The organism is Promicromonospora sp. AC04, assembly GCF_003058225.1.
GTDB lineage: Bacteria > Actinomycetota > Actinomycetes > Actinomycetales > Cellulomonadaceae > Promicromonospora.
Genome location: NZ_QBUG01000007.1, coordinates 338,603 through 360,743, shown reverse-complemented (window position 1 = coordinate 360,743; position 22,141 = coordinate 338,603). Strand labels below are relative to the sequence as shown.

The following is a 22,141-nucleotide window of genomic DNA, read 5'->3' as shown; positions in this document are numbered from 1 at the left end:
GGGAACGTATCGCCTCCTCGTTGCGTTGAGCACCAGGCCCCGACAACAAGGAGACCCGGTGCAGCAACGCCAGATCGAGCAGAACCACGTCGACGCCCTGTACGCCCGGCTCGACGGCGAGGTGGCGCGCGTGCGCGCCGACCTCGACGACGCGGTTCGCGCCTCCTCGACCGACCCCGAGGAGGCGTACACCCGGGAGGTGCGCGTCGCGATGCTCAATCGTCGGGAGCGCACCCTGGGCGCTGCCGAGCACCACCTCTGCTTCGGCCGGATCGACGACGCCGACGGCCGCTCGCTGCACATCGGCCGCACCGGCCTGAGCGACGGCGACGACCAGCTGCTCGTCGACTGGCGCGCCGACGCCGCCCGCCCGTTCTACGCCGCCACCGCCGCCCACTCGCTGGGTCTGCGCCGCCGCAGGCACCTGCGCCTGGACGGGCGCAGGGTCGCATCGGTCAACGACGAGATCCTGGACGGCACGGAGCCGGGGCCGGACGACGTCGTCGGCGACGGGCCGCTCATGGAGGCGATCAGCGCCCGGCGCACGGGCCGCATGCGCGACGTCGTCTCCACGCTGCAGGCCGAGCAGGACGCGATCATCCGGTCCGCGCACCGCGGCGTCACCGTCGTGGAGGGCGGCCCCGGCACGGGCAAGACGGTGGTCGCCCTGCACCGCGCCGCCTACGTCCTGGCCGGCTTCGAGGAGGCGCGGGCCGACGGCGTGCTCGTGCTCGGCCCCAACTCACGCTTCCTCGACTACATCGCCGAGGTGCTGCCGTCCCTCGGCGAGAACGACGTGGCGATGAGCACCGCCGACCGCCTGGTCGCCGACGCCCTCGGCCTGGCCGAGGCCCTTCCCGCGGGCCACGACGTGCGCCGGGCCGCCGGCGACGTCCAGCTGGCCGGCGAGATGGCCGACATCGTGCGGCAGTACCAGGCACCCGACGGCACCCTGACCGTGCTGGTCGACGGTGATCCCGCCACCCTGGACGAGCACGCCCTCGCCGAGGCGCGCGCGACCGCCGGCGGCGCCGGGCTGCCGCACAACCAGGCCAGGGCGCTGTTCAAGGACCTCGTCGTGGACTTCGTGTCCGACGAGGTCCAGGCGCGTGCCCGCGTGTTCCTCGCCAAGCTGGACGAGGACATCGAGGTGCTCACCGGCGGCGTGAACGTCGACAAGGCGGCAGCGGGGGACCTGGCGCGACTGGGCTTCGCTCCCGACGAGGGCGGCGCCTTCGGGCACGCCGCCGCCGTGGCCGAGCTCGACCCGGGCGCGCTGCGGGCGGAGCTGGTCGAGGATCTCGCGCTGGAGCGGGCCGTCGAGTCCGCGTGGCCGCGTCTCGCGCCGGAGGACGTGGTGCTGGACCTGCTGGAGGCGCATCCGGAGCTCGCGCCCGACGGCGCCGGGCCCGACGGCGCCTGGGCTGACGGCACCCCGGCCTGGACCGCCGCCCACCTGCCGCTGCTCGACGAGGCCGAGCACCTGCTGAACGGCCCGCCCGTCCGGACGTACGGGCACGTCGTGGTGGACGAGGCGCAGGAGCTGACGCCGATGCAGTGGCGCTCGGTGCTGCGCCGCTGCCCGGGCCGCTCGATGACGGTGGTCGGCGACCTGGCGCAGGCCGGGCCGGCGACCGGCGCGGGATCCTGGGCCGACGCGCTGGGCAGCGACCTGGCCAAGCGCGCCGACGTCCGGACCCTTACCGTCTGCTACCGCACCACCGCCGAGGTCCTGGAGGTGGCGGCGCCGCTGCTCGCGGAGATCGCCCCGTACCAGGCGCCGAGCGTCGCGGTGCGGCACGGCGACGCGCCCCGACGGGTGGCGGCCGGACAGCGGTCCGGCGACCTGGTGTCCGCCGTCGTCGCCGAGGCGAGGACGGCGGCCGACGCCGACCCGGACGCCCTGGTCGCCGTCGTCGCCGCGGACTCCGCTGTGCCCGGTCTCGAGGAGGCCCTGGACGGGGCGGTCCGCGTGGTGCCGGTCTCCCAGGTCCGCGGCCTGGAGTTCGACGCAGTGGTGGTCGCCGATCCCGAGGGCATCCGGCACGCCCGGCCGGGCGGCGAGCGCGACCTCTACGTCGCGCTGACCCGCCCGACCAGCCGGCTGGTCATCGTCGAGGCGTGAGGGTGGTGCGCCCGCGTCACCCCTTGCGGCGGACGGAAGCGTCCCGGGCGAGCACGGCGATCGCCTCCGGTGTCCCGATCGTGACGAGGCGGCGCCCGGCCCAGAGCGTGTTGTCGGGTGAGGGGTAGGACTCGAAGCGCTCGGGCCGGTCGGCCGCAAACCCCAGCAGGCGGAGCTGGTGTCGCGACCCGACCGTCTCTGTGCGCTGCCTCTCCAACGCCGAGCCGGGTTCGATCACGACCTCGGCCACGACGAGCACCTTCTTCCCGTACGGAACGACGTCCAGCGGTGTCGCGCCGAGGACCGCGGTCGCGAACATCGCGTAGGTCATGTCCGATGCGTTGTGCGCGTTGGCGATGTGCTCGAGCTGCTTGAGATCGGTCTTGCTGGTGCTGGCCAGGACGTCGGTCAGGCGCTCGCTGAAGGTCTTCGACTCGACGTTCGCTCCGACGCGCAGCTCCCGCTTCACGGGGCCGGGGACCAGCCAGGCGATCCACCGTGCCTGGCGGGCCTGCAGCCACCGCTTGAGGCCCGCCTCGTACTTGATGGACAGGTGCAGCGTGGCGAGGGCGGCCTCGATGTTCACCGCGTCTCTCCCGGAGAGCGCCAGCACGGCCCGGGCCCTGCCCGCGTGGGCGTCGGACATGACCTGCTCGTTCCGGGCGTCCCCGATCACCACCGGCACGCCGAGCCGGTGCGCGGTCGCCACGCCCGGTGCGTTGGGATCGATGTCGACCCCGACGACCCGGATGCGCTGCCGGCGCAGCTCGAGCAACACCTTGTCGCCCAGGTCACCGAGCCCGACGACCACCACGTGCCGGGACATGCGGCGGGCAGGTCCACGCTCGTTGGTCAGCTGGGTGCGGTTGAACAGCCACGACGTGATGACGACAGCGGTCACGACGGGCACGATCGTCGCCGCGAGGATCGCCAGCGTGTAGTCGATCCACCGCTGCCAGCTCTCGCTCTTCAGGTCCGGCTCGACACCGTTCAGCGCCTTGACGACGGACTGGTAGAGGGACAGCTCCAGTCCGTCGTCCCCCAGCAGGCTCCCGACGACGCCGGCCCCCACGACCAGGACGAAGCCCGTCGCGGCAAGGGCCCAGATGCCGACGCCCAGGCCCTTGGCGAACGCGAGGAGCCGCAACCCTCGCTGCTGCGGTCGAGGTTCGGCCGCCGCGAGCTCGGCGGGGGTCGGGTGGCGTCTGCGCCACCAGGGCCGTTGCTTCCATCGCCCCAGCACGAGGCGGGTTCGCGGCGAGCTCGGGGGCGGCAGGACGACGACGTCGCTCGGGGGCGTGACCCGGGCTCGCCTGCGGAACCGTACCGTCCACGTCCGCTGGTACGTGCGCACCGTCTCGCGGAGGTCTGCGAGCTGCACGGTGCTCCTGGGCGGCGTCGCTTCCATCCGTCCGAAGAGGCCGAGCAAGGGCTCGAAGCCCTCATGATCCTCCGGCTGGGCGTCGTCGGCCGGCGGCTTGCCGATGACGAGGTCCGCCCCCGGGACGTTCACCGGGCGGGGCTCGCCGAGCGCGCTGGCGACCAGGAGTGGCGCCATGACCGCGGACGGCGACAGCACGTGCACGGTGCGGGCGTAGACCGTGCTCGGGTCGTCGGTGACGAACTGCTGCAGCCGTTCCTTGAGCCGCTGGTCGTCGATCCGCACCACCACCCGCTTCGTCGGCCACATGGCGCGCACGGCGAGCCACGCGGCGACGTTAGCGGCGTCGTCCTCCGACACCAGGGCGAACGCGTCGGCGTGGTGTCCGCCGGCCTCCTCGAACCGCCAGTCGTCCGGCCGGGCCGCCACCGTGACCTTCACACCGAGGTGCGGCAGCCGTTCCTTGATCAGCGCCGCGTAGCGGCCGTCGTCGGCAGGCAGGATGACGGTGACGGAGGCGCCGTGGTCGCGGGTGAGGTGGTCGGCGAGGCGGTAGCTGATCGGCCCTTCGCCGAAGAGGACGAAGTGCCGACGTCGGCCGCGGGGCCGGGCAGACGATGACCGAGCCATCGGGCTCCCATCATGGGTGGGCTCATGAGGAAAGCACGTGCTCCCGGACCAATCGGCGCATAACACGCCGTAGTCGACATTTGCCCGGGTGATCTCCGCTGCGGCACGCTCTCCCGCCCACGGGCCGAGAGCTACCTACCAGCTCGTCGCGACCGGCATGCCCTCCTGGTAGCCGGCGGCCGACTGGATGCCGACGACCGCACGCTCGGAGAACTCGGCCAGCGAGCGGGCGCCCGCGTAGGTGCACGACGAGCGCAGGCCGGACGTGATCTCGTCGAGCAGGTCCTCGACGCCCGGGCGGGCGGGGTCGAGGTACATCTTGCCGGTGGAGATGCCCTCCTCGTACAGGGCCTTGCGGGCCCGGGCGAACGCGGTGCCCGCGCCGGAGTTGCGGGCCGCGACCGCCCGGGCGGACGCCATGCCGAACGAGTCCTTGTAGAGCCGGCCCGTGCCGTCGTCCTTCAGGTCGCCGGGCGACTCGTAGGTGCCGGCGAACCAGGAGCCGACCATGACCTGCGACGCGCCGGCGGCCAGCGCGAGGGCGACGTCGCGGGGGTGGCGCACGCCGCCGTCGGCCCAGACGTGCTTGCCGAGCTCGCGCGCGGCGGTAGCGCACTCCAGGACCGCGGAGAACTGCGGGCGTCCGACACCGGTCTGCATGCGGGTGGTGCACATCGCGCCCGGGCCCACGCCGACCTTGAGGATGTCGGCGCCGGCGGCCACGAGGTCGCGCACGCCCTCGGCCGTGACCACGTTGCCGGCCACAACGGGCACCGTCGGGTCAACGGAGCGTACGGCGTCCAGGGCGGCGAGCATCTTGGTCTGGTGGCCGTGCGCCGTGTCGACCACGAGGACGTCCACGCCCGCCGCGAGCAGGTCCTTGGCCTTGGCGGCGACGTCGCCGTTGATGCCGACGGCGGCGCCGATCCGCAGGGCCCCCGAGGAGTCGAGCGCGGGGGAGTAGATCGAAGAGCGCAGCGCGCCCTTGCGGGTCAGCACCCCGGCCAGCAGGCCGTCGCGGACCACGGGGGCGAGGTCGAGCCGGGCGGAGTGCAGCACGTCGAACGCGGCCTCCAGCCCGCCCGGGCCGTCCAGCAGGGCGGCGTCCAGGAGTCGGGGCTCGGCGGACATCACCTCGGACACCCGGGTGAACCGGTCGACGTCGGCGCAGTCCGACTCCGTCACGACCCCCACGGGCCGGTCGTCCTGCACCACGACGGCGGCGCCGTGCGCGCGCTTGCCCAGCAGCGTCAGCACGCTGTGCACGGTGTCCTGCGGGGCGACCACCACCGGCGTCTCGATGACGGGGTCCTTGGCCTTCACGTCCGCGACCACGCCCGCCACGACGTCCGCCGGGACGTCCTGCGGGATGATCGCGATGCCGCCGCGCCGCGCGACCGTCTCGGCCATGCGCCGGCCCGCCACCGCGGTCATGTTGGCGACCACCACGGGGATCGTGGTGCCGGTGCCGTCGTCGGACGCGAGGTCGACGTCGAACCGCGACGTGACGTCCGAGCGGGACGGGACGAGGAACACATCGCCGTAGGTGAGGTCGGTGGCCGGGGTCTGCTCGGGGAGGAATCGCACGTTCACCAAGAGTAAAGAGTTCTTCTCGCTGTGCCTATGAGTCCGACCACATCGTTGTGGAGGTATCGCAGACAGGCAGGGGATACGCGCCGTCCGTGGCACAGTGGAGTGGTCGGCGCCCTTTAGAGTGGGGCCCCGATTCGCCCCTCACCGGGCACGACGAAAGGACGCGCATGGGTCTGCTGAGCGACATCCGTTCGCCCGAGGACGTCCGGGCGATGACGCCCGGCCAGATGCCGGAGCTCGCCGAGGAGATCCGCAGATTCCTCGTGGAGAGCGTCTCGCGCACCGGCGGGCACCTCGGCCCCAACCTCGGTGTCGTCGAGCTGACCATCGCCCTGCACCGGGTCTTCGACTCGCCGCGCGACAGCCTCGTGTTCGACACCGGCCACCAGTCGTACGTGCACAAGCTCCTGACGGGCCGCCAGGACTTCTCCGACTTGCGCAAGCGCGGCGGCATGTCCGGCTACCCGAGCCGCGCGGAGTCCGAGCACGACGTCGTGGAGAACTCCCACGCCTCCACCGCCCTGTCCTGGGCCGACGGCATCGCCAAGGCCAACCAGGTGCGCGGCAAGGACGACCACGTCGTTGCCGTCATCGGCGACGGCGCCCTCACGGGCGGCATGGCCTGGGAGGCGCTGAACAACATCGCCGAGAGCCGGGACCGCAAGCTCGTCGTCGTCGTCAACGACAACGGCCGGTCCTACTCGCCGACCATCGGCGGCCTCGCCAACCACCTCGACACGCTGCGCACGACGCGCGGGTACGAGGCCTTCCTGAGCTGGGGCACCCGCGCCCTGCATCGTTCCGGCCCGCCCGGACGCTTCGCGTGGCGCTGGCTGCACGGCCTGAAGAAGGGCCTCAAGGACGTCGTCGCGCCGCAGGGCCTCTTCGAGGACCTGGGCATCAAGTACATCGGCCCCGTCGACGGCCACGACACCGAGGCGCTCGAGCGCGCGCTCGGCCGCGCCAAGGCGTACGGCCGCCCCGTGATCGTGCACGCGATCACCGAGAAGGGCCGCGGCTACAAGCCCGCCGAGGAGGACATCGCCGACCGGTTCCACGCCGTCGGCGTCATCCACCCCGAGACCGGGCTCCCCGTCGCGCCCAGCCGGTTCGGCTGGACCAAGGTCTTCGCGGACGAGATCGTGAAGATCGGCCGCCGCCGGCCCGACGTCGTCGCGATCACGGCCGCCATGCTGCACCCCGTGGGGCTCGCCCCCTTCCAGGAGCAGTTCCCGGAGCGCACCTTCGACGTCGGCATCGCCGAGCAGCACGCCGCGACGTCGGCCGCGGGCATGGCCTTCGCCGGCCTGCACCCCGTCGTCGCCGTCTACGCCACGTTCCTGAACCGCGCGTTCGACCAGGTCCTGATGGACGTCGCCCTGCACAAGGCGGGCGTCACCTTTGTCCTGGACCGCGCCGGCATCACCGGCGACGACGGCGCCAGCCACAACGGCATGTGGGACATGGCCATGCTGCGCATCGTCCCCGGCCTGCGCCTGGCCGCCCCGCGCGACGAGACGACGCTGCGCGCCGCCCTCCGTGCCGCCGTCGACGTCGACGACGCGCCCACCGTGGTCCGCTACCCGAAGGGCGCGGTCGGCGAGGACATCCCGGCCGTCGAGGAGCTCGACGGGGTGGACGTCGTGGGCCGGTTCTCCCCGGCGGCCGGGGCCCCGACCGGCTCTACCACTGGCAGCGGCTCGACCGGCGGGACGGCCCGGCGCGTGCTCGTCGTCGGCGTCGGCTCCATGGCGGCCTGCGCCATGGAGACCGGTGCGGCGCTCGCGGCGCACGGCGTCGAGGCCACCGTCGCGTCCCCGACCTGGGTGCTGCCGGTCCCGGAGAACCTGGTCAAGCTGTGCGGCGAGCACGACCTGGTGGTCACGCTCGAGGACGGCGTGGTCGACGGCGGCGTGGGCGACATGCTGGCGCAGCGCGCGGGCGAGCAGGGCATCAGCACGCCGCAGGTGCACATGGGCCTGCCGGTCCGGTTCCTCGACCACGCGAGCCGCGACCACATCGTCCGGGCGCAGCGCATGACGGCGGCAGACGCCACCCGGGACGCCCTCGCGGCGCTCGCGTTGCTCTGAGAGCCTGCTACTCGGCCCTTGCTCCTGAACGACCGGACGTTGCCGGTCGCGTCTCGACGAGCCCGGACTCGATCGTGCGGAGCAAGGAGGTCGCGGCCTGCAGGTCTTGGGCATCGCCGCCTGCCGCCTCCGACACTGCGCGAGCCCACTCCTGGCGAACGAGCTCGTAGTTCCGGTGACCGCGTTCGGTAGCGCTGACGGTCACGTAGCGGCGATCCCGGGGTGACACGGTTCGCTCCACCAGGCCCTTCCTCTCCAGGCCGCGGAGCACGACCGACAGGTTCGTCCGTTGCAGCCCCGTCTCCTCGGCCAGCAGGGTCGGAGTGGTCCCGTCGCCGCGCTGCAGATGGCGCATCACCATGCCTTCGGACGTCGAGAGGGTCACCGCGTCCGGGTCGGTGTAGCCGCGGAACTGGATCTCGCGTGCGATGCGCAGTACGAGATCGGCGAGCTCGGACCAGAGCTCTGGCGCCGGCTCCGGGTCGGCCTGAGTTCGATGGCCACGTGTCGTCATGGCACCAGCCTACTTGCCACCACATACTTATGGGGTAATACTGATCACGAGATACTGATGATCACATAAGTGTTAGGAGCTGTCATGAGCTTCGTGTTCGTGCTGCTGGCGGGAGCCTTCCTGCCCATCGCCGACTTCTTCATCGTCAACGTCGCGCTCCCGACCATCGACGCGGACCTGGGAGCGTCACCCGCCTTGCTCGAGCTAGTGGTCTCCGTGTACGGGATCGCCTATGCGGCGATGCTCGTGCTCGGCGGCCGGCTCGGCGACCGCTACGGGCGCCACACGCTGTTCCGGATCGGCCTGGCGGGTTTCATCGTCGCCTCCCTCGCGTGCGGCATCGCGCCGACAATCGGCTTCCTCGTCGCGGCCCGGATCGTTCAGGGCATGACAGCCGCAGCCCTCGTCCCACAGGTTCTGGCTACCTTCCACTCGACCTTGGACGGACCGCGGAAGGTTCGCGCTCTCGCGCTCTACGGAGCGACGTCCGGCATCGCCGCGGTCGTCGGACAGCTGGCAGGCGGGCTGCTCGTCAGCGCCGACGTCGCCGGGTTGTCCTGGCGGCCGATCTTTCTCGTAAACGTCCCGATCGGGCTTGCCGCGCTGATCGCGGCGCGCACGGTCCCGGCCAACAAGTCCCCGCACCCGATCGCGATCGACCTCGTCGGCACGGTGCTCTTCGCGGCGACGCTCACCGCGCTCATCCTGCCCCTGACCGAGGGGCAGGCCAGTGGATGGCCGTCCTGGACCTGGCTGTCACTGGCGGCCGCCGTGGCTCTCGCCGTCATCACCGTGGCCGTCGCCCACCGTGCCGAGAGCGCCGGGCGGGTACCCCTGCTGCCGCCCTCGCTCCTGAAGCTGCCGTCCATGCGCAAGGGCCTGCCGATGATCGGCCTCTTCAGCATCGGGTTCGGCGCCTTCATGTTCGTCTTCGCGCTGCTGGTCCAGGACGGGCTGCACAACGACGCGCTGCGCGGTGGGCTCTCGATCCTGCCGATGGCCGTGTTCTTCTTCCTCGGCTCGGTGCTCAGCCCGCGTCTCATCGATCGGTTCGGCCGCGGCGCGCTGGCCGCGGGTGGGACGATCCAGGCCGTCGGTCTGGCCGCCCTCATCCTCATCGTGGCCACCGGTTGGCCGGAGGTGAGTCTCCGGTCGCTCGCCGTCCCGCTCGTGCTGATGGGGGGTGGCCAGTCCATGCTGTTCTCCGGCCTGTTCCGCGTCGTCCTGGCGGACGTCCCGGCGCACCTGGGTGGAGTGGGGAGCGGCGTGCTCATCACCGTCCAGCAGGCAAGCCTCGCCCTCGGAGTGGCCATCCTCGGGACCGTCTACGTGACGATGGCGACGGTGAGCGTTCCGGCCGCCTTCGCAACCGCGATCGGCACACAGCTGGCGATCGTCGCCCTCCTTGTCGCCTTGCTGCGCATCCTGCCGCGATTCACCTCGACCGAGCAGGCCGCGCGGCCGATGCCCGTCGAGGTCTGAAGGAGAAGCCGAGATGAGCCTTCTGGATCTTTCGCGCTGGCAGTTCGCCATCACGGTCATGTTCCACATGACGTTCCCCGCGATAACGGTCGGGCTGTCGATCCTGCTCTCGGTCGTGTACGGCATGTACTGGCGAACGAAGAAGCCGGTGTTCCTCCAGGCCTTCCGCTTCTGGCGACGGATCTTCGCCGTCGGGTTCGCCATCGGCGTCGTCGCAGGGGCCGTCATCACCTTCGAGATGGGGATGAACTGGGGCCAGTACGGAGCCAGGACCGGCGCGATCATCGGCCCGATCATCGGCATGGAGGTCGTGACCGCCTTCTTCGTCGAAGCGGGCTTCATCGGCGTGCTGCTCTACGGGGACGGTCGCGTCAAGGAGCGCACCATGTTCATCGCGACAGTCATGGTCTCGCTGGGCACGTTGCTCTCGTCCACGTGGATCATCGCCGCGAACTCGTGGATGCAGACGCCGGCCGGCTACCACCTCGTCCACGGCTACTTCGAGCCCGTCGACTGGTGGCAGGTCATCTTCAACCCGTCGTTCATCTGGCGGTGGCCCCACATGGTCGTGGCCGTGCTGATCTCGGCGAGCTTCTTCGTGGCAGGCATCTCCGCGTGGTACCTGTGCAAGGGTCGCGCCCTCGCCTTCGCCCGGCGTTCCCTGTCCATCGCGCTCGGCATCGCCGCCGTCCTGATGCCGCTGCAGCTGTTCCTCGGCGACTCGGTCTCGGGGGCGGTCCTGGGCTCGCAGCTCTCGAAGCTCGAAGCGCTCGAAGGCAACTGGGAGAGCGGGAGCACCAGCTTCGTGCTCTTCGCGATCCCGGACCAGCAGGCCGCGACGAACATCGCGCAGCTCGACGTCCCGTGTCTCGGCAGCTTCATCGCGAAGGACCTGACCTGCCGGACCGGGATGCCGGGCCTGTCGATGACCGATGCGGCCGACCGGCCCGACATGGCGGCGACGTTCTGGGGCTTCCGCATCATGTTCCTGGCCGCCGTCCTCATGTTCGCGCTCGCGTTCACGGCCACCGTCCTGCGCTTCCGCAACCGGCTCTGGACCGCGCACGGATTCCATCGTGTCCTGCTCTGGACGACGCCGGCCGGCATTCTCGCGATCCTGGGCGGATGGGTCACGGCCGAAGCGGGGCGACAGCCCTGGGTGGTGTTCGGGCTGCTCAGAACGGACGACGCCGTGTCGGACCTCGCGCCCGGGGCGGTGCTGTTCTCCGTCGCGGGGTTCACCGCGCTGTACCTCGTCATGCTCGCGGCGTATGTCACCTACGTCGTGCGCGTCGTCCGGGTCGGTCCGGAACGCGACGACCCGCTTACCAGCGCTGTCCACGTCGCTGAGGTCGAGGCCGTCCGATGATGCCCACGCTCTGGTTCTGCGTCGTCCTGCTCTCCTTCCTCATGTATGTGGTTCTGGACGGGTACGACCTCGGCGTCGGCATGGCCTCACTCGTCGAGCGCCGCCCGGACCGTCGTCGGGCCATGCTCGAAGAGGTCGCCGTCGCCTGGGACGGGAACGAGACCTGGCTGATCCTGCTGGGCGTCTCCCTCTGGGCAGGCTTTCCCACCGCGTTCGGCACGCTCCTGCCGCACCTGTACGTTCCGCTCGTCGTCATGCTGTTCGGCCTGATCGTGCGCGGTGTCTCCGTCGAGATGGCGTCGCAGGTCCCCGAGTCGTCGGGCTGGGTGAGCGCCTTCGGCTGGGCCTCGCTCGTCGCCGCCGGCGCGCAGGGGTTCGCGCTGGGGGCTCTCGCCTCCCCGGTCGAGGCGAGAGGCGGGTACGCGGCCTGGTTCGCGGTGCTCTGCGCGGTCCTTCTTGCCCTCGCGTACACCGCTGCCGGGTACGCGCACGTGGTGCGGAAGTTCACCGGTGAGCTCCAGGCTGCCGCCGCCGCCCGCGGGCGAACGAGCCTGATCGCAGGTGTTCTCCTGTTCGTCGTCGTGGTCTCGGCGATGCAGGCGACTGCGGCTCCGCTGAACCTGACAACCTCTGCCCGAGTCGGGGCGTTCACCGGATTCCTCCTGTTCGCCGCCGCAGGGGTCGTCACCGCACTGGTCGCGTTCGGAACGGCGACCAGAAGCGCCGCAGCGGAGAAGCTGCCCGCCACAGCGCTCGCGGTTGCCGTCGTCGCCGGCGTCCTGGCCTTGCTCGCCGGTAGGTACCCGATGGTGGGCGCCGGGTTCGACCTCGCTTCGGCGGCCGGCCCGCACGCCACCATGACGTTCCTGCTCGTCGGAGTCGGACTGAACATCCCGCTCGTACTGGGCTACAACCTGTTCGCCCACCACGTCTTCCGGGAGAAGGCGGTACGGCACGGTCACCTCCCCGACGAGGGACCGAGCACCCGACCGAGCCTGGAGGGACGACGCCGATGAGCACGAAGCCACACCCTGACGACACCGCAGCCAGGAGGATCACGTCGGCGATCCTGACGACAGGGAAGGCGGTCGGTTACACGGTTCTCGGCATCGTCGCGTACTGCGTATCTCAGGGCATGCTCGGCGGCTACCCGCAGTACCACTCGTACCTCCTGACGACGGCGGGCATGGTGGCGCTCTGCATCGCTGCCGGCGTCGCCTGGATAGTCGATGAACGCCGGCACCGTGGTGATGACTGACGCCGACGTCGGCGGCGCGGCTCGGCGGCTCTTCCGGGCGAGCGCGTCGTTGCGAGTCGCGTCGTCGGTCGCCGCGCTGGCCCGCTGGGCCGGAGTCGCGCTCGTCGTCACCGCGGTCGTCGCCCGCTCGCCCGACGAAGCGTTCCGGGGCATCCTCGTCCTCGCCGTCGGGGCGCTGCTGGTCGTCCTCGCCGACCGCGGAGTCGAGCACTTCCGAGACCTCGGCCGCCGGGAGGTCGCCGACGGCGTCCGGTCCCGGCTCAGTACGACGCTGCTGCCACGTGACGCCCGGCGAACGACCGTGGCCGCCTCGGACGCATCCCTGGCAATGGTGGACCTGGTCGACGACATCGCCGGCTACCACGCCTCGATCGGCCCGCTACGACGGTCGGCACCGGCGGAGATGCTGCTGGTCCTCCTGCTCACCGCCGTGCTCCACTGGCCGGCGGCGATCGTGCTGGCGCTGTCGTCAGCACTCCTGCCGCTCAACCTGCGTCTGGCCGGTCTCTTTGCTCGGGACGGCATGGACGAACGGCAGCAGGCCGCGGAACGGCTGAGCGCGACCGTTCTCGACAGCTTCCGCGGCATGAGCACGCTGAGGACCCTCGGCGCGGTCGCTCGACGACGACACGTGGTCGAGCACGCGTCCGACGAGCTCGAGAGATCGACGATGGGTGTCCTCCGGCGGGCGTTCCTCTCCGGACTCGGCATGGACGTGGTCATCACGTTCTCGATCGCGGTCAATGCCACGTATATCGGCGAGACGCTGCTGGGCTACGTGCATGTCGGGTTCTCGCAGCCGTTGAGCCTGTTCTCCGGGCTCCTGATCCTGCTCGCCTGCCCGATGTACTTCACGCCGATGCGGACACTGGCGGCAAGCTTCCATGACAAGGAGGGCGCGGAGGCCGCAGCGCGGGTGCTCGCCAGGTACTCGGCCGACAACGAGGACGCACTACCGCGCACGCCGCGTCGAGCGTCCGTATCGGGGGCGCCTGAGGTCCGGCTGCGCGCGGTGACCTTTCGCTACCCGAACGCACCGAGCGACGTCGTCGCGGGCGACGTCACCTTTGCCGGGGGCACCTGGTCCGCCATCGTCGGAGCGTCGGGAAGCGGCAAGAGCACCACCCTCTCGCTCATCGCAGGCACGAAGGCTCCGACAGGCGGGTCGGTGCAGTGGCAGTTCGGCGACACGGCCGTCGACCCGCGGCCCGGTGTCCACGTCTGGCTCGGTCAGGCCACCGTGATCGTGGACGGCTCGATCCGCGAGAACATCACTATCGCTGCCCCGCGGGCCGGCCAGGGCGAGATCGACCACGCCATCCGGGTCTCGGGGCTGGAGCCGGTGATCACCCGACTGACGGACGGCCTCGACACCATCCTCGGCGAGCACGGTCACGGCCTTTCGACAGGAGAAGCCCGCAGGGTGGCGATCGCACGCGCCGTGCTCCAGGACGCGCCGCTGTGGATTCTCGACGAGCCGACGGCGCACCTCGACGAGGAGTCGGAGCGGTGCGTCATCGAAGCCCTCCGCCGCGCTACGCAGGGTCGAACCGTCATCGTGGCGACGCACTCGGACAGCGTCGTCCGCGCTGCCGAGAACACGTACCTGGTCGAGGACGGAATGCTCAAGTCCTTCGCGAGGGTGAGGGCGTGACGATGGACTGGCGTCGACGTGATCGCTTCACAGCCCCGGTGGGCCTTGCCGTGGCCGCGCTCGCCGAGGTCTGCTCCAACGGGCTGATCGCATACTCCGGCTGGTTCGTCACCGCTTGCGCGATCGCGGGGGCGACGGCGTTCAGCACCTTCTCGTACCTGGCGCCGAGCGGAGGCCTACGTGCCCTCGCGCTCGGCCGGGTCGCCGCCGGGTACGGGCAACGCCTGATGCTGCACCGGGCTGCGCTGGGCCGCGTGACCGAACAGCGACTCGCGTTCTTCTCGCGGATGGGCACCATGTCGAGTACGGAGGTCGACGCCTGGTCGGGTGCTTCTCTCGACAAGGCAATGGCCGACGCCGACAGTGCCGGGATGGATCTGGTCCGGGGAACCGGCCCGATCGTCTCCGGCGTGTGCACACTGATCGCCACCGCTCTTGTCGTGATGGTCGCGGGCTCACCGGCCGCCGGTCTCATCCTGCTCACCGGGTACGTCCTCACGCTCACGATCACTGTCCTCGGCGTTCGAGCAGCGCGCGACGGGGACGAGGAGGACGCGCGTCGGCGGGTTCGAACGGAGGTCGTGACCGTCGTCGACTCCTGGGACGAGATGGTCTCGATCGGAGCCGTGGACGTACTGACCGATCGTCTCCGGGCACGAGTCACCAGGCTCGAAGCCGAGCGCTTCCTTCGCCGGTCCAGGCGGTCGTCAAGACACGCCCTGGCCGACCTGATGATCCTGGTCACGGTCGTCGCGGTGCTCGCGGCATGCGTGTCGAGGGAGATGAGCGGGCCGGCCATCGCGCTCGTCGCGCTGGGGGCGATCGGGACGATGGGGACGCTGTCTCAGCTCCGGGCGGGAATCGAGGCGCGCGGCGACGGGGCGTCCGCACGCAGTCGACTGGTCCGGGCGGATGCGGGGACAGCGCTCGTCAGTCCGCTCGCGGTCCGTCTGGATGGCGCACGCATCACGTTCGACGGATACGCGCTGCCTGCCATGCCGTTCCGCTCGGCGCGCGCAGTCCGGGGGGAGGCCCGACGTGGTGACGTCCTGGTCGTCACAGGTCGTTCCGGAGCGGGCAAGAGCACGTTGCTCCGTGCCCTCGCGTCCGGAGCCGAGGACCCACACGCCAGGCGGCTCCTTCGGAGGGTTCTGGTGGCCGCGGACGAGTACATCTTCTCGGGGACGGTCGCTGACAACCTGCGACTGAGTGATCCCGAGCTGACCGACACGGGCATCCGTTCGCACCTGGAATCGGTTCATCTCGTCGAGGCGGGCATCGAGCCCGGAACGACGGTTGGCATCGGCGGTCGCCAGCTCTCCGGAGGAGAGGCGCATCGGCTGGCCATCGCGCGAGCGCTCGCCGCGTGCCCGGACATCCTCCTGGTCGACGAGCCGACCGCAGCGCTTGATGAAGCCACTGGCGCACGAGTGCTGGATCTCCTGCGCGGACAGAGCAAGACCTTCGTCATCCTCGCGATGCACTCGCTCCCGAGCACGTGGCGTTCGACGCCGGGAGTCATCGAGCTCTGCCTCGACTGACGGCAGTGCTCCTCGACCGGGGGTGACGCGGTCGCTGGGCTGCGCGCCGAACGGCATGGTCCTCGAGATCTCCTGCTCGCGGGCGGCTCCCGGTTCCGCCGTCCGAGCCGGGGGATTTCAGGTTGCTCGCACCGGGCGGCGCCTGGAACGGTCTGACGATGGATCTTGCCGACATGTTCCCGCCGTTCGGGCTCCGGGTCGCCTGCGGCGACCTCGAGCTGCGCCTTCCCGACGACGCAGAACTCGCCCGTCTGGCCGACGTCGCCGTGGCCGGCATCCATCCGCCCGAGCGGCGTCCGTTCCTCGTCCCGTGGAACGTCGGTGAGCCGGACGAGGTGCGCCGCGGTCTCCTGCAGTACCACTGGTCGTCGCGCGGCAATGTGTCGCCGGAGTCCTGGGCGCTGGAGCTCGCGGTGTTCCGCGACGGCGAACCGGTCGGCGTCCAGAGCGTCGGCGCCAAGAACTTTCCAGTGACTCGCTCGGCGGGGACCGGCTCCTGGCTCGCCCTGGCGCACCACGGCGAGGGCATCGGCAAACGCATGCGGCTGATGGCCCTGCACCTGCTCTTCGACGGGTTCGACGCCGCCGACGCGACGACCGAGGCGTTCGACGACAACCCCGAGTCCAACGGGGTGACGCGGTCGCTGGGCTACGCGCCGAACGGCGTCGTCCTGCAGGAGCGGCAGGGCGAGGCCGCCGCCGAGAACCGGTACCGCATGCCGCGCGACGCGTGGGCGGCGCGGCCGGAGGCGCACCGCCTCGACGTCAGCTTGACGGGTGTGGCCCCGGTCCGAGCGCTGCTGAAGATGGATCCCGAGCCGTAGCTCGTCAGCCGTAGATGGTCTCGGCGTACTTCGGTCCGTAGTGCGCCTCGACCTCCTCGAGCGTCTGGTCCTGCCGCTCCAGGGTGTGGGCGATGACGGCGCGGCGGGGCACCGGCTCCTGGCCCCACGTGTCCGGGTCCCACGTCTTGGAGCGCAGGAACGCCTTCGAGCAGTGGTGGAAGACCTCGTCGATGTCGACCTCCAGCGCGAGCACCGGGAGGTTGCGGCGCACCTGAAGCTCCGCGAGGTACGGCGCGTCGCGCACGAGGCGAGCCGAGCCGTTGATCCGCAGCGTGTCCCCGCGCCCGGGGATCACGAAGATGAGCCCCACGTGTGGGTTGGCCAGCACGTTGAGGAACCCGTCGGTGCGGCGGTTGCCGGGTCGCTCCGGGATCGCGATGGTGTGCTCGTCGAGCACGCGGACCAGCGAGCCCGCCGGGTCGCCCTTGGGGGAGACGTCGACGTTGCCGGCGACGTCCGACGTCGCGACCAGGCACAGCGGCGACGCCGCGAGCCACTGCCGGTCGAGGTCGTGCAGCGCGGTGCGTACCTTGCCCGCTGCCGGGCCGAGGGGCGGCGGGATGATCTCGCGGAGCTCCTCGACGCTGGTGACGGGAGTCCCGCCGAACCTGCTCGGCGGGCTGGTCAGCTGGTTGCTCGGCTGATTGGTCATGGGCTCAACATAGGCCGGGCGCGCCGCCCGCGACCAGTGCCGGCGCGTAGCCCGCGAATGGGGCATGTCAGACCATCCGGGTACGCTCGCAGCGCCATGACCGAGCAGACCACCCTCCCCAGCCCAGCAGACGCCCCCGCCGGCTCGCCCCGGCCGTGGAAGGCCCGCGCGGCGCGCCGCGTCGTGGAGCAGGCCCAGGCGCTGCTCGACGACGCCCGCCTCCTCACCACGGCCGACGTCGGCCTGCGTGAGCGGGTCCGCGACGCCTACACCGCCACCCGCGAGGTACGTGTCCACGCCGACCTGCGCACCGTCGGCGTCACGGCCCTGGAGGAGCGGCGCAAGAAGCTGCGCGTCGCCGTCCTGGAGAAGGCCGGGTTCAAGCACGTCACCCAGGTGCTCGTCGCGGGCACCGACCGGCTCGTCGAAGCGGGCATCGGCGCCGGCACCGCGAAGCTCGCCACGTCCGCCGCCCGCGAGCTCGCCGACGAGGTCGACGCCGAGCTGCGGTTCCGCATCGACGTCGACCCCGACGACCCGTACGCCACCGTGCTCGTCCAGTCCCTGTACGCGTTCGGGCTCGCCACCGACGCCCGGCACCGGCACCTCGACGAGGCGCGCCGCGTGTCCGACGTCGTGCCCGGGCACCTCGAGCCCGCGCGGGCCGCCACCAGCGTCTGGCGGCGTCTGGTCGCCCCCGCCGACCGCAGGACCGCTGCGTTCCGGGCCGTCTCGGCGCTCGCGGACCAGGTGAGCTCCGCGCGGCTGACGGACGATGCGCGCGCGGTGCGTGCCGCCGTCGGGCAGCCGCCGGAGGGCGGCGAGGTGTGGGCGGACTTCGAGGCGCGGTCCGCCGAGTACTACGGACTGTTGTCGCAGGTCGTGGACCTGGGCGACGACCACGAGGCCGCCGAGGGCGGCCTGCCCGCCGACGTCGTGCGGCGGGTAGAGGCGCAGCCGCTGGACCGGACCCTGCTGCGCGCGAACCTGCGCGGGTACCAGCAGTTCGGCGCGAAGTACGCGCTGGTGCAGCGGCGCACGATCCTCGGCGACGAGATGGGCCTGGGCAAGACCATGCAGTCCATAGCGGTGGCCGCGCACCTCGTGGCGACGGGCAGCACACACGTGCTGGTGGTGTGCCCGGCGAGCGTAGTCACGAACTGGAAGCGTGAGGTGGAGCAGCACTCCGACCTGACGGCCGTGGTGATGCACGGCAACGACCGGGAGCAGGCGGCGGCGGGCTGGCTGGAGACCGGCGGCGTCGCCATCACGACGTTCGAGGTGCTCGGAAGGCTCGACCTGCCGTACGACCTGCGGCCCGCGCTCATGGTCGTGGACGAGGCGCACTACGTGAAGAACCCCGAGACCCTCCGCGGCCGCGAGGTGCGGCGCTGGGCCGACCGGTCCGACCGCGTCCTGTTCCTGTCCGGCACACCGATGGAGAACAAGGTCGCCGAGTTCAAGAACATGGTGGGTTATCTGCAGCCCGAGGTGGCGGGTCAGCTCGACCCGAACGCGGACCTGTCCGGGGCCAGGGCCTTTCGCCGGATCGTCGCGCCCGCCTACCTGCGCCGCAACCAGGAGGACGTGCTCACCGAGCTGCCCGAGATGGTGCAGGTCGAGGAGTGGGAGCAGTTCGGCCCGGTCGACGGCGCCGCCTACCGCGACGCCGTGCTCGCCGGGAACTTCATGGCGATGCGCCGGGCCGCGTTCGCAGTGTCCGCGCCCGACGAGTCGGCCAAGCTGGTCCGCCTGCGCGAGCTCGTCACCGAGGCGGTCGACGGCGGCCGCCGGGTCATCGTCTTCTCCTACTTCCTGTCGGTCCTGGAGCAGGTGATGGACCTGCTCGGCGATCTCGCCGTCGGGCCCCTGACCGGGTCGGTGCCCGTGCCCGAGCGGCAGGCCATGGTGGACGCCCTGTCCGAGTCCGGCGGGCCGTCGGTGCTGGTCAGCCAGATCACCGCCGGGGGAGTAGGGCTCAACGTGCAGGCCGCGAGCGTCGTCGTCTTCTGCGAGCCCCAGGTCAAGCCCACGATCGAGGCGCAAGCCGTCGCGCGGGCGCACCGGATGGGTCAGACCCGCACCGTCCAGGTGCACCGGCTCCTGGTCGAGCAGTCCGTGGACCAGCGGATGATGGAGATCCTCGGGTCCAAGGCGGCACTGTTCGAGGAGTTCGCCCGGCAGTCCGAGATCACCGACGCCTCCCCGTCGGCCGTCGACGTCGCAGCGCCGTCCGAGACCTCGCTCTCGCGCACGATCCTCGCCGAGGAGCAGGAACGGCTGAGCCGCACCATGAGATGAGCCTCGGCGGCCTGTTGGGGTGTGATAACCGGTACGGGCGGGATTGGGGTTCACTGACATCGTGTCCACGTTGTCGTCACGCCCCCGCACGACGCCTGTGCTCACGATGTCGCCCGGGCGCCTGCTCGCTCCGGAACGGCGCGTCGTGCCGTTCGTCGGACGGGCCGCCGAGCAGGCGTCGCTCGCCGAGTGGTGCACCGGGCCCGAGCCCGTCGCGGTCCGGCTGGTCAGTGGCCCGCGCGGCGTGGGCAAGACCCGGCTCGCCCGCGAGGCCGCCAACCACATGGCACATGCCGGGTGGACCTGCCTGAACGTGCCCGACGGCGCGGAGCCGCGCGCGCTGGCCGCCGTCCCCGACGGCGCCCCCGCACTGCTGGTCGTGGACGATGCCGAGCTGCGCGGCCCTGGGCTCGCGGAGCTCCTGCGTGCTGCCGCGCGGGGCCGGAACGGCGCGCTCCGAGTCCTGCTCGTCGCACCCGGCGTGGGCCCGTGGTTCAACCGGCTCACGGCGACGGACCTGGGCGTCCGGGCGCTGCTCGAGCCGGCGCGTGCCGGCGAGGATCTCGCGGCAGCGGTGCTCCCCGGGCAGGTGGACGCGCGGCTCGTGTCCGCGCTCGTGGAGCCGTACGCGGACGCGCTCGGCCTGACCGCACCGCAGGTCTCGGTCGCGTCGGTCCCGGGCGGGGCCCGGATGCTCGACCTGCAGGCGGCGGCGCTCTGCGCCGTCATGCGCGCGCAGGCACGCCAGCGGCAGGGCGTGCTGCCCGTCGACGTGTCCGACGCCCTCGACGAGCTGCTCGAGCACGAGCGCTGGACCTGGTTCCGCTCCGCCGAGGAGGCCGGCCTGCTCGGCGAGGCGGGCTTCGCGCCCGAGGCCATGGACGGGCTGGTCGCCGCGGCGACGCTCACCGGGGTGCGGACGCCGGACGCGGCGGAGAACCTCGTGCGTCGCGTCGCCGCCGTCGTGCCGGGCGTGCGACCGGGCGCGGAGGCCGGCGTCGGACGATGGCTGCTCGACCTGGACCCGCACCGGGCGCTGCCCGGGCGGCTGGTGGACCCGCACCTGCTGGCAGAGCTCACGGACATCCCCGAGCTCCTCAGGGCGTGCCTCGCGGGGGCGGCCGCGCCGTCGGCCCGGCGGGCGGCCCTGCGCACGGCCGGGATCGTGGTGGAGCGGCTCGACGGGCGGTCCGAGGATCTGGGCGCCGCGCTCGACCAGCTCGGTGCCGCAGTCGCGGTGCTCCCGGAGGACCACGACGTGCTGCGGTCCGTCGCGGGCGTCCTGCCGCGTCCCTCGCTCGCGCTCGGCGAGCTGCGCGCCGAGGTCACGCTGCGCACGCTCGCCGCCACACCGCGCGACGACACCGCGCGCCGCGCCGAGACGCTGCGCGACGTCGGGATCGCGCTCGGCGAGGTGGGTCGCGCCACCGACGCCGAGCCGTACGAGCGGGAGGCGGTAGCCCTGTTCCGCGAGCTGGCCGAGTCGGACCCGCACCGGTTCCGGCCGCGGCTGGCGGCCTTGCTCGCGAACATGGGCGCGACCTACTCGGACCAGGGCCGGCCGGAGGAGGCGCTGCGCTGCGAGGAGGAGGCCGTGGCCCTGCTGCGTATCGTCGCCGCGGACCACCCGGGCGTGGTCACGCTTGACCTGACCATGGCGGTGTCGAACCTGGCCGTGACGTTCGCCGAGCTGGGGCAGCCGCTGGCCGCGCTCGCGCCGAGCCGCGAGGCGGTCGGGCTGTGGCGGGAGCTCGCCGGCGGTAACCCGGGGCGGTTCACCTCGCATCTTGCCCTGTCGCTGATGAACGTGGCCCGGCGGCTGCTGGAGCTCGACCGGGGCGAGGAGGCGCTGGAGCCGGCCGCGGAGTCCCTGGAGATCCGGCGGCGGCTGGCCGCGGCCGACCCGGACGAGCACCTGTCCGACCTCGGCGACTCGCTCCAGGCCATGGGCAGCGTGCTGTCCGACCAGGGCAGGAACGAGGAGGCACTGCGGCACATAGAGGATGCCGTCGGGATCCGGCGCCGGACCGCCCAGGAGAATCCGGGCTGGTACCTGCCGGACCTCGCGTACTCGCTCCGGGCGCTGGGCACCCAGCTCTCCGACCTGGGCAGACGGGACGAGGGCCTCGAGCTGCAGCAGGAGGCCGTCGAGGTGCAGCGACGGCTCGCCGCCGAGAACCCAGGGCGATACGTGCCCGAGCTCGCCGAGGCGCTGTCCGGCCTCGGCGTCACCCACTCCCGGCTGGACCTGTCGCAGGAGGCGCTCAACGTGGAGCGGGAGGCGACCAGGACCTGGCGCGAGCTGGTCGAGTCCGACCCGCACCGCTACCGCCCCCGGCTGGCGCAGTCGCTGACCAACCTGAGCTCGATCTTCGCCGTCCTCAAGCTCGGCGACGAGGCCGTCGAGCCCGCGAGCGAGGCCGTCGCCCTCCTGCGGGAGCTCGTCACCGAGAACGCTGCGAAGTATGGGCCGCGGCTGGCGGAGGCGCTGCGGACGCTGGCGCTCGCCCTGCACGACCAGGAGCGGTTCGACGAGGCGGGGCGGGCGCGGGCCGAGGCGGAGGAGCTTGCCGGGGCGCGAAGGGCCTGAGGGCAGCTCAGATGCTCCCTATGCGAAACTGATGTTTCGTTAATATATGGACTTGACCAATTTGTTGCCTTAGCATCGAATCACTGGAACCAGGTCGTTGTGCGCGAATCCTGGGG

The 22,141-nt window shown here is 71.7% G+C and carries 15 protein-coding genes; 11 read left to right on the top strand and 4 right to left on the bottom strand.

From position 1 onward, the window contains the following. Positions 1-58: 58 nt before the first annotated feature. Entirely contained in the window at positions 59-2,125 is a 2,067-nt protein-coding gene (locus tag C8K30_RS19900) for an AAA family ATPase (RefSeq protein WP_199230586.1), read from the top strand. A gap of 16 nt (positions 2,126-2,141) precedes the next feature. Here C8K30_RS19900 and C8K30_RS19895 read toward each other — a convergent pair whose 3' ends face one another. Continuing rightward, complete coding sequence (locus C8K30_RS19895) at positions 2,142-4,136, bottom strand: NAD(P)-binding protein (RefSeq protein ID WP_108494633.1); 1,995 nt, start codon at positions 4,134-4,136, stop codon at positions 2,142-2,144. Between the two features lie 135 nt (positions 4,137-4,271). After that, a complete protein-coding gene (locus C8K30_RS19890; RefSeq protein WP_108494702.1) occupies positions 4,272-5,723 on the bottom strand; it encodes a GuaB1 family IMP dehydrogenase-related protein in 1,452 nt (483 codons plus the stop codon). A gap of 173 nt (positions 5,724-5,896) precedes the next feature. Between C8K30_RS19890 and dxs the strand changes: the two genes are divergently transcribed. Continuing rightward, positions 5,897-7,819 carry a 1-deoxy-D-xylulose-5-phosphate synthase gene (dxs, locus tag C8K30_RS19885; protein WP_108494632.1) on the top strand — a complete coding sequence of 641 codons (1,923 nt, stop codon included), beginning with the start codon at positions 5,897-5,899 and terminating at the stop codon, positions 7,817-7,819. A gap of 7 nt (positions 7,820-7,826) precedes the next feature. On the opposite strand, the gene C8K30_RS19880 is transcribed toward dxs, so the two are convergent. Next, entirely contained in the window at positions 7,827-8,333 is a 507-nt protein-coding gene (locus C8K30_RS19880; RefSeq protein ID WP_108494631.1) for a MarR family winged helix-turn-helix transcriptional regulator, read from the bottom strand. 84 nt (positions 8,334-8,417) lie between these two features. On the opposite strand from C8K30_RS19880, the gene C8K30_RS19875 reads away from it, so the two are divergent. From C8K30_RS19875 to C8K30_RS19845, 7 genes are all read left to right on the top strand, one after another. Continuing rightward, the gene (locus C8K30_RS19875; protein ID WP_108494630.1) at positions 8,418-9,815 is read left to right on the top strand and encodes an MFS transporter; all 1,398 of its coding nucleotides are present in this window, start codon (positions 8,418-8,420) and stop codon (positions 9,813-9,815) included. A 13-nt stretch (positions 9,816-9,828) separates the two neighbouring features. Beyond that, positions 9,829-11,184 carry a cytochrome ubiquinol oxidase subunit I gene (locus C8K30_RS19870; RefSeq protein WP_108494629.1) on the top strand — a complete coding sequence of 452 codons (1,356 nt, stop codon included), beginning with the start codon at positions 9,829-9,831 and terminating at the stop codon, positions 11,182-11,184. Continuing rightward, complete coding sequence (locus tag C8K30_RS19865; protein WP_108494628.1) at positions 11,181-12,200, top strand: cytochrome d ubiquinol oxidase subunit II; 1,020 nt, start codon at positions 11,181-11,183, stop codon at positions 12,198-12,200. Before C8K30_RS19870 ends, C8K30_RS19865 begins: the two co-directional genes overlap by 4 nt. Beyond that, positions 12,197-12,442: a hypothetical protein gene (locus C8K30_RS19860; RefSeq protein WP_108494627.1), complete on the top strand. Its 246-nt coding sequence runs from the start codon at positions 12,197-12,199 to the stop codon at positions 12,440-12,442. The genes C8K30_RS19865 and C8K30_RS19860 overlap by 4 nt, the downstream gene beginning before the upstream one ends. After that, a complete protein-coding gene (locus C8K30_RS19855; protein ID WP_108494626.1) occupies positions 12,414-14,096 on the top strand; it encodes an ATP-binding cassette domain-containing protein in 1,683 nt (560 codons plus the stop codon). Before C8K30_RS19860 ends, C8K30_RS19855 begins: the two co-directional genes overlap by 29 nt. Positions 14,097-14,098: 2 nt before the next feature. Next, a complete protein-coding gene (locus C8K30_RS19850) occupies positions 14,099-15,637 on the top strand; it encodes an ATP-binding cassette domain-containing protein (RefSeq protein ID WP_233257309.1) in 1,539 nt (512 codons plus the stop codon). A gap of 158 nt (positions 15,638-15,795) precedes the next feature. After that, the gene (locus C8K30_RS19845) at positions 15,796-16,461 is read left to right on the top strand and encodes a GNAT family N-acetyltransferase (protein WP_108494624.1); all 666 of its coding nucleotides are present in this window, start codon (positions 15,796-15,798) and stop codon (positions 16,459-16,461) included. Positions 16,462-16,465: 4 nt separating this feature from the next. Here C8K30_RS19845 and C8K30_RS19840 read toward each other — a convergent pair whose 3' ends face one another. Next, complete coding sequence (locus C8K30_RS19840; protein ID WP_199230585.1) at positions 16,466-17,134, bottom strand: MSMEG_1061 family FMN-dependent PPOX-type flavoprotein; 669 nt, start codon at positions 17,132-17,134, stop codon at positions 16,466-16,468. Positions 17,135-17,230: 96 nt separating this feature from the next. On the opposite strand from C8K30_RS19840, the gene C8K30_RS19835 reads away from it, so the two are divergent. Together C8K30_RS19835 and C8K30_RS19830 are read left to right on the top strand one after the other, a co-directional pair. Next, positions 17,231-19,435 (top strand): DEAD/DEAH box helicase, encoded by a 2,205-nt coding sequence (locus C8K30_RS19835; protein WP_108494623.1) that lies wholly within the window; start codon positions 17,231-17,233, stop codon positions 19,433-19,435. A 61-nt stretch (positions 19,436-19,496) separates the two neighbouring features. Beyond that, positions 19,497-22,025, top strand: coding sequence for a tetratricopeptide repeat protein (locus C8K30_RS19830; RefSeq protein WP_146197535.1), 2,529 nt, complete (start codon positions 19,497-19,499; stop codon positions 22,023-22,025). Positions 22,026-22,141 lie beyond the last annotated feature (116 nt).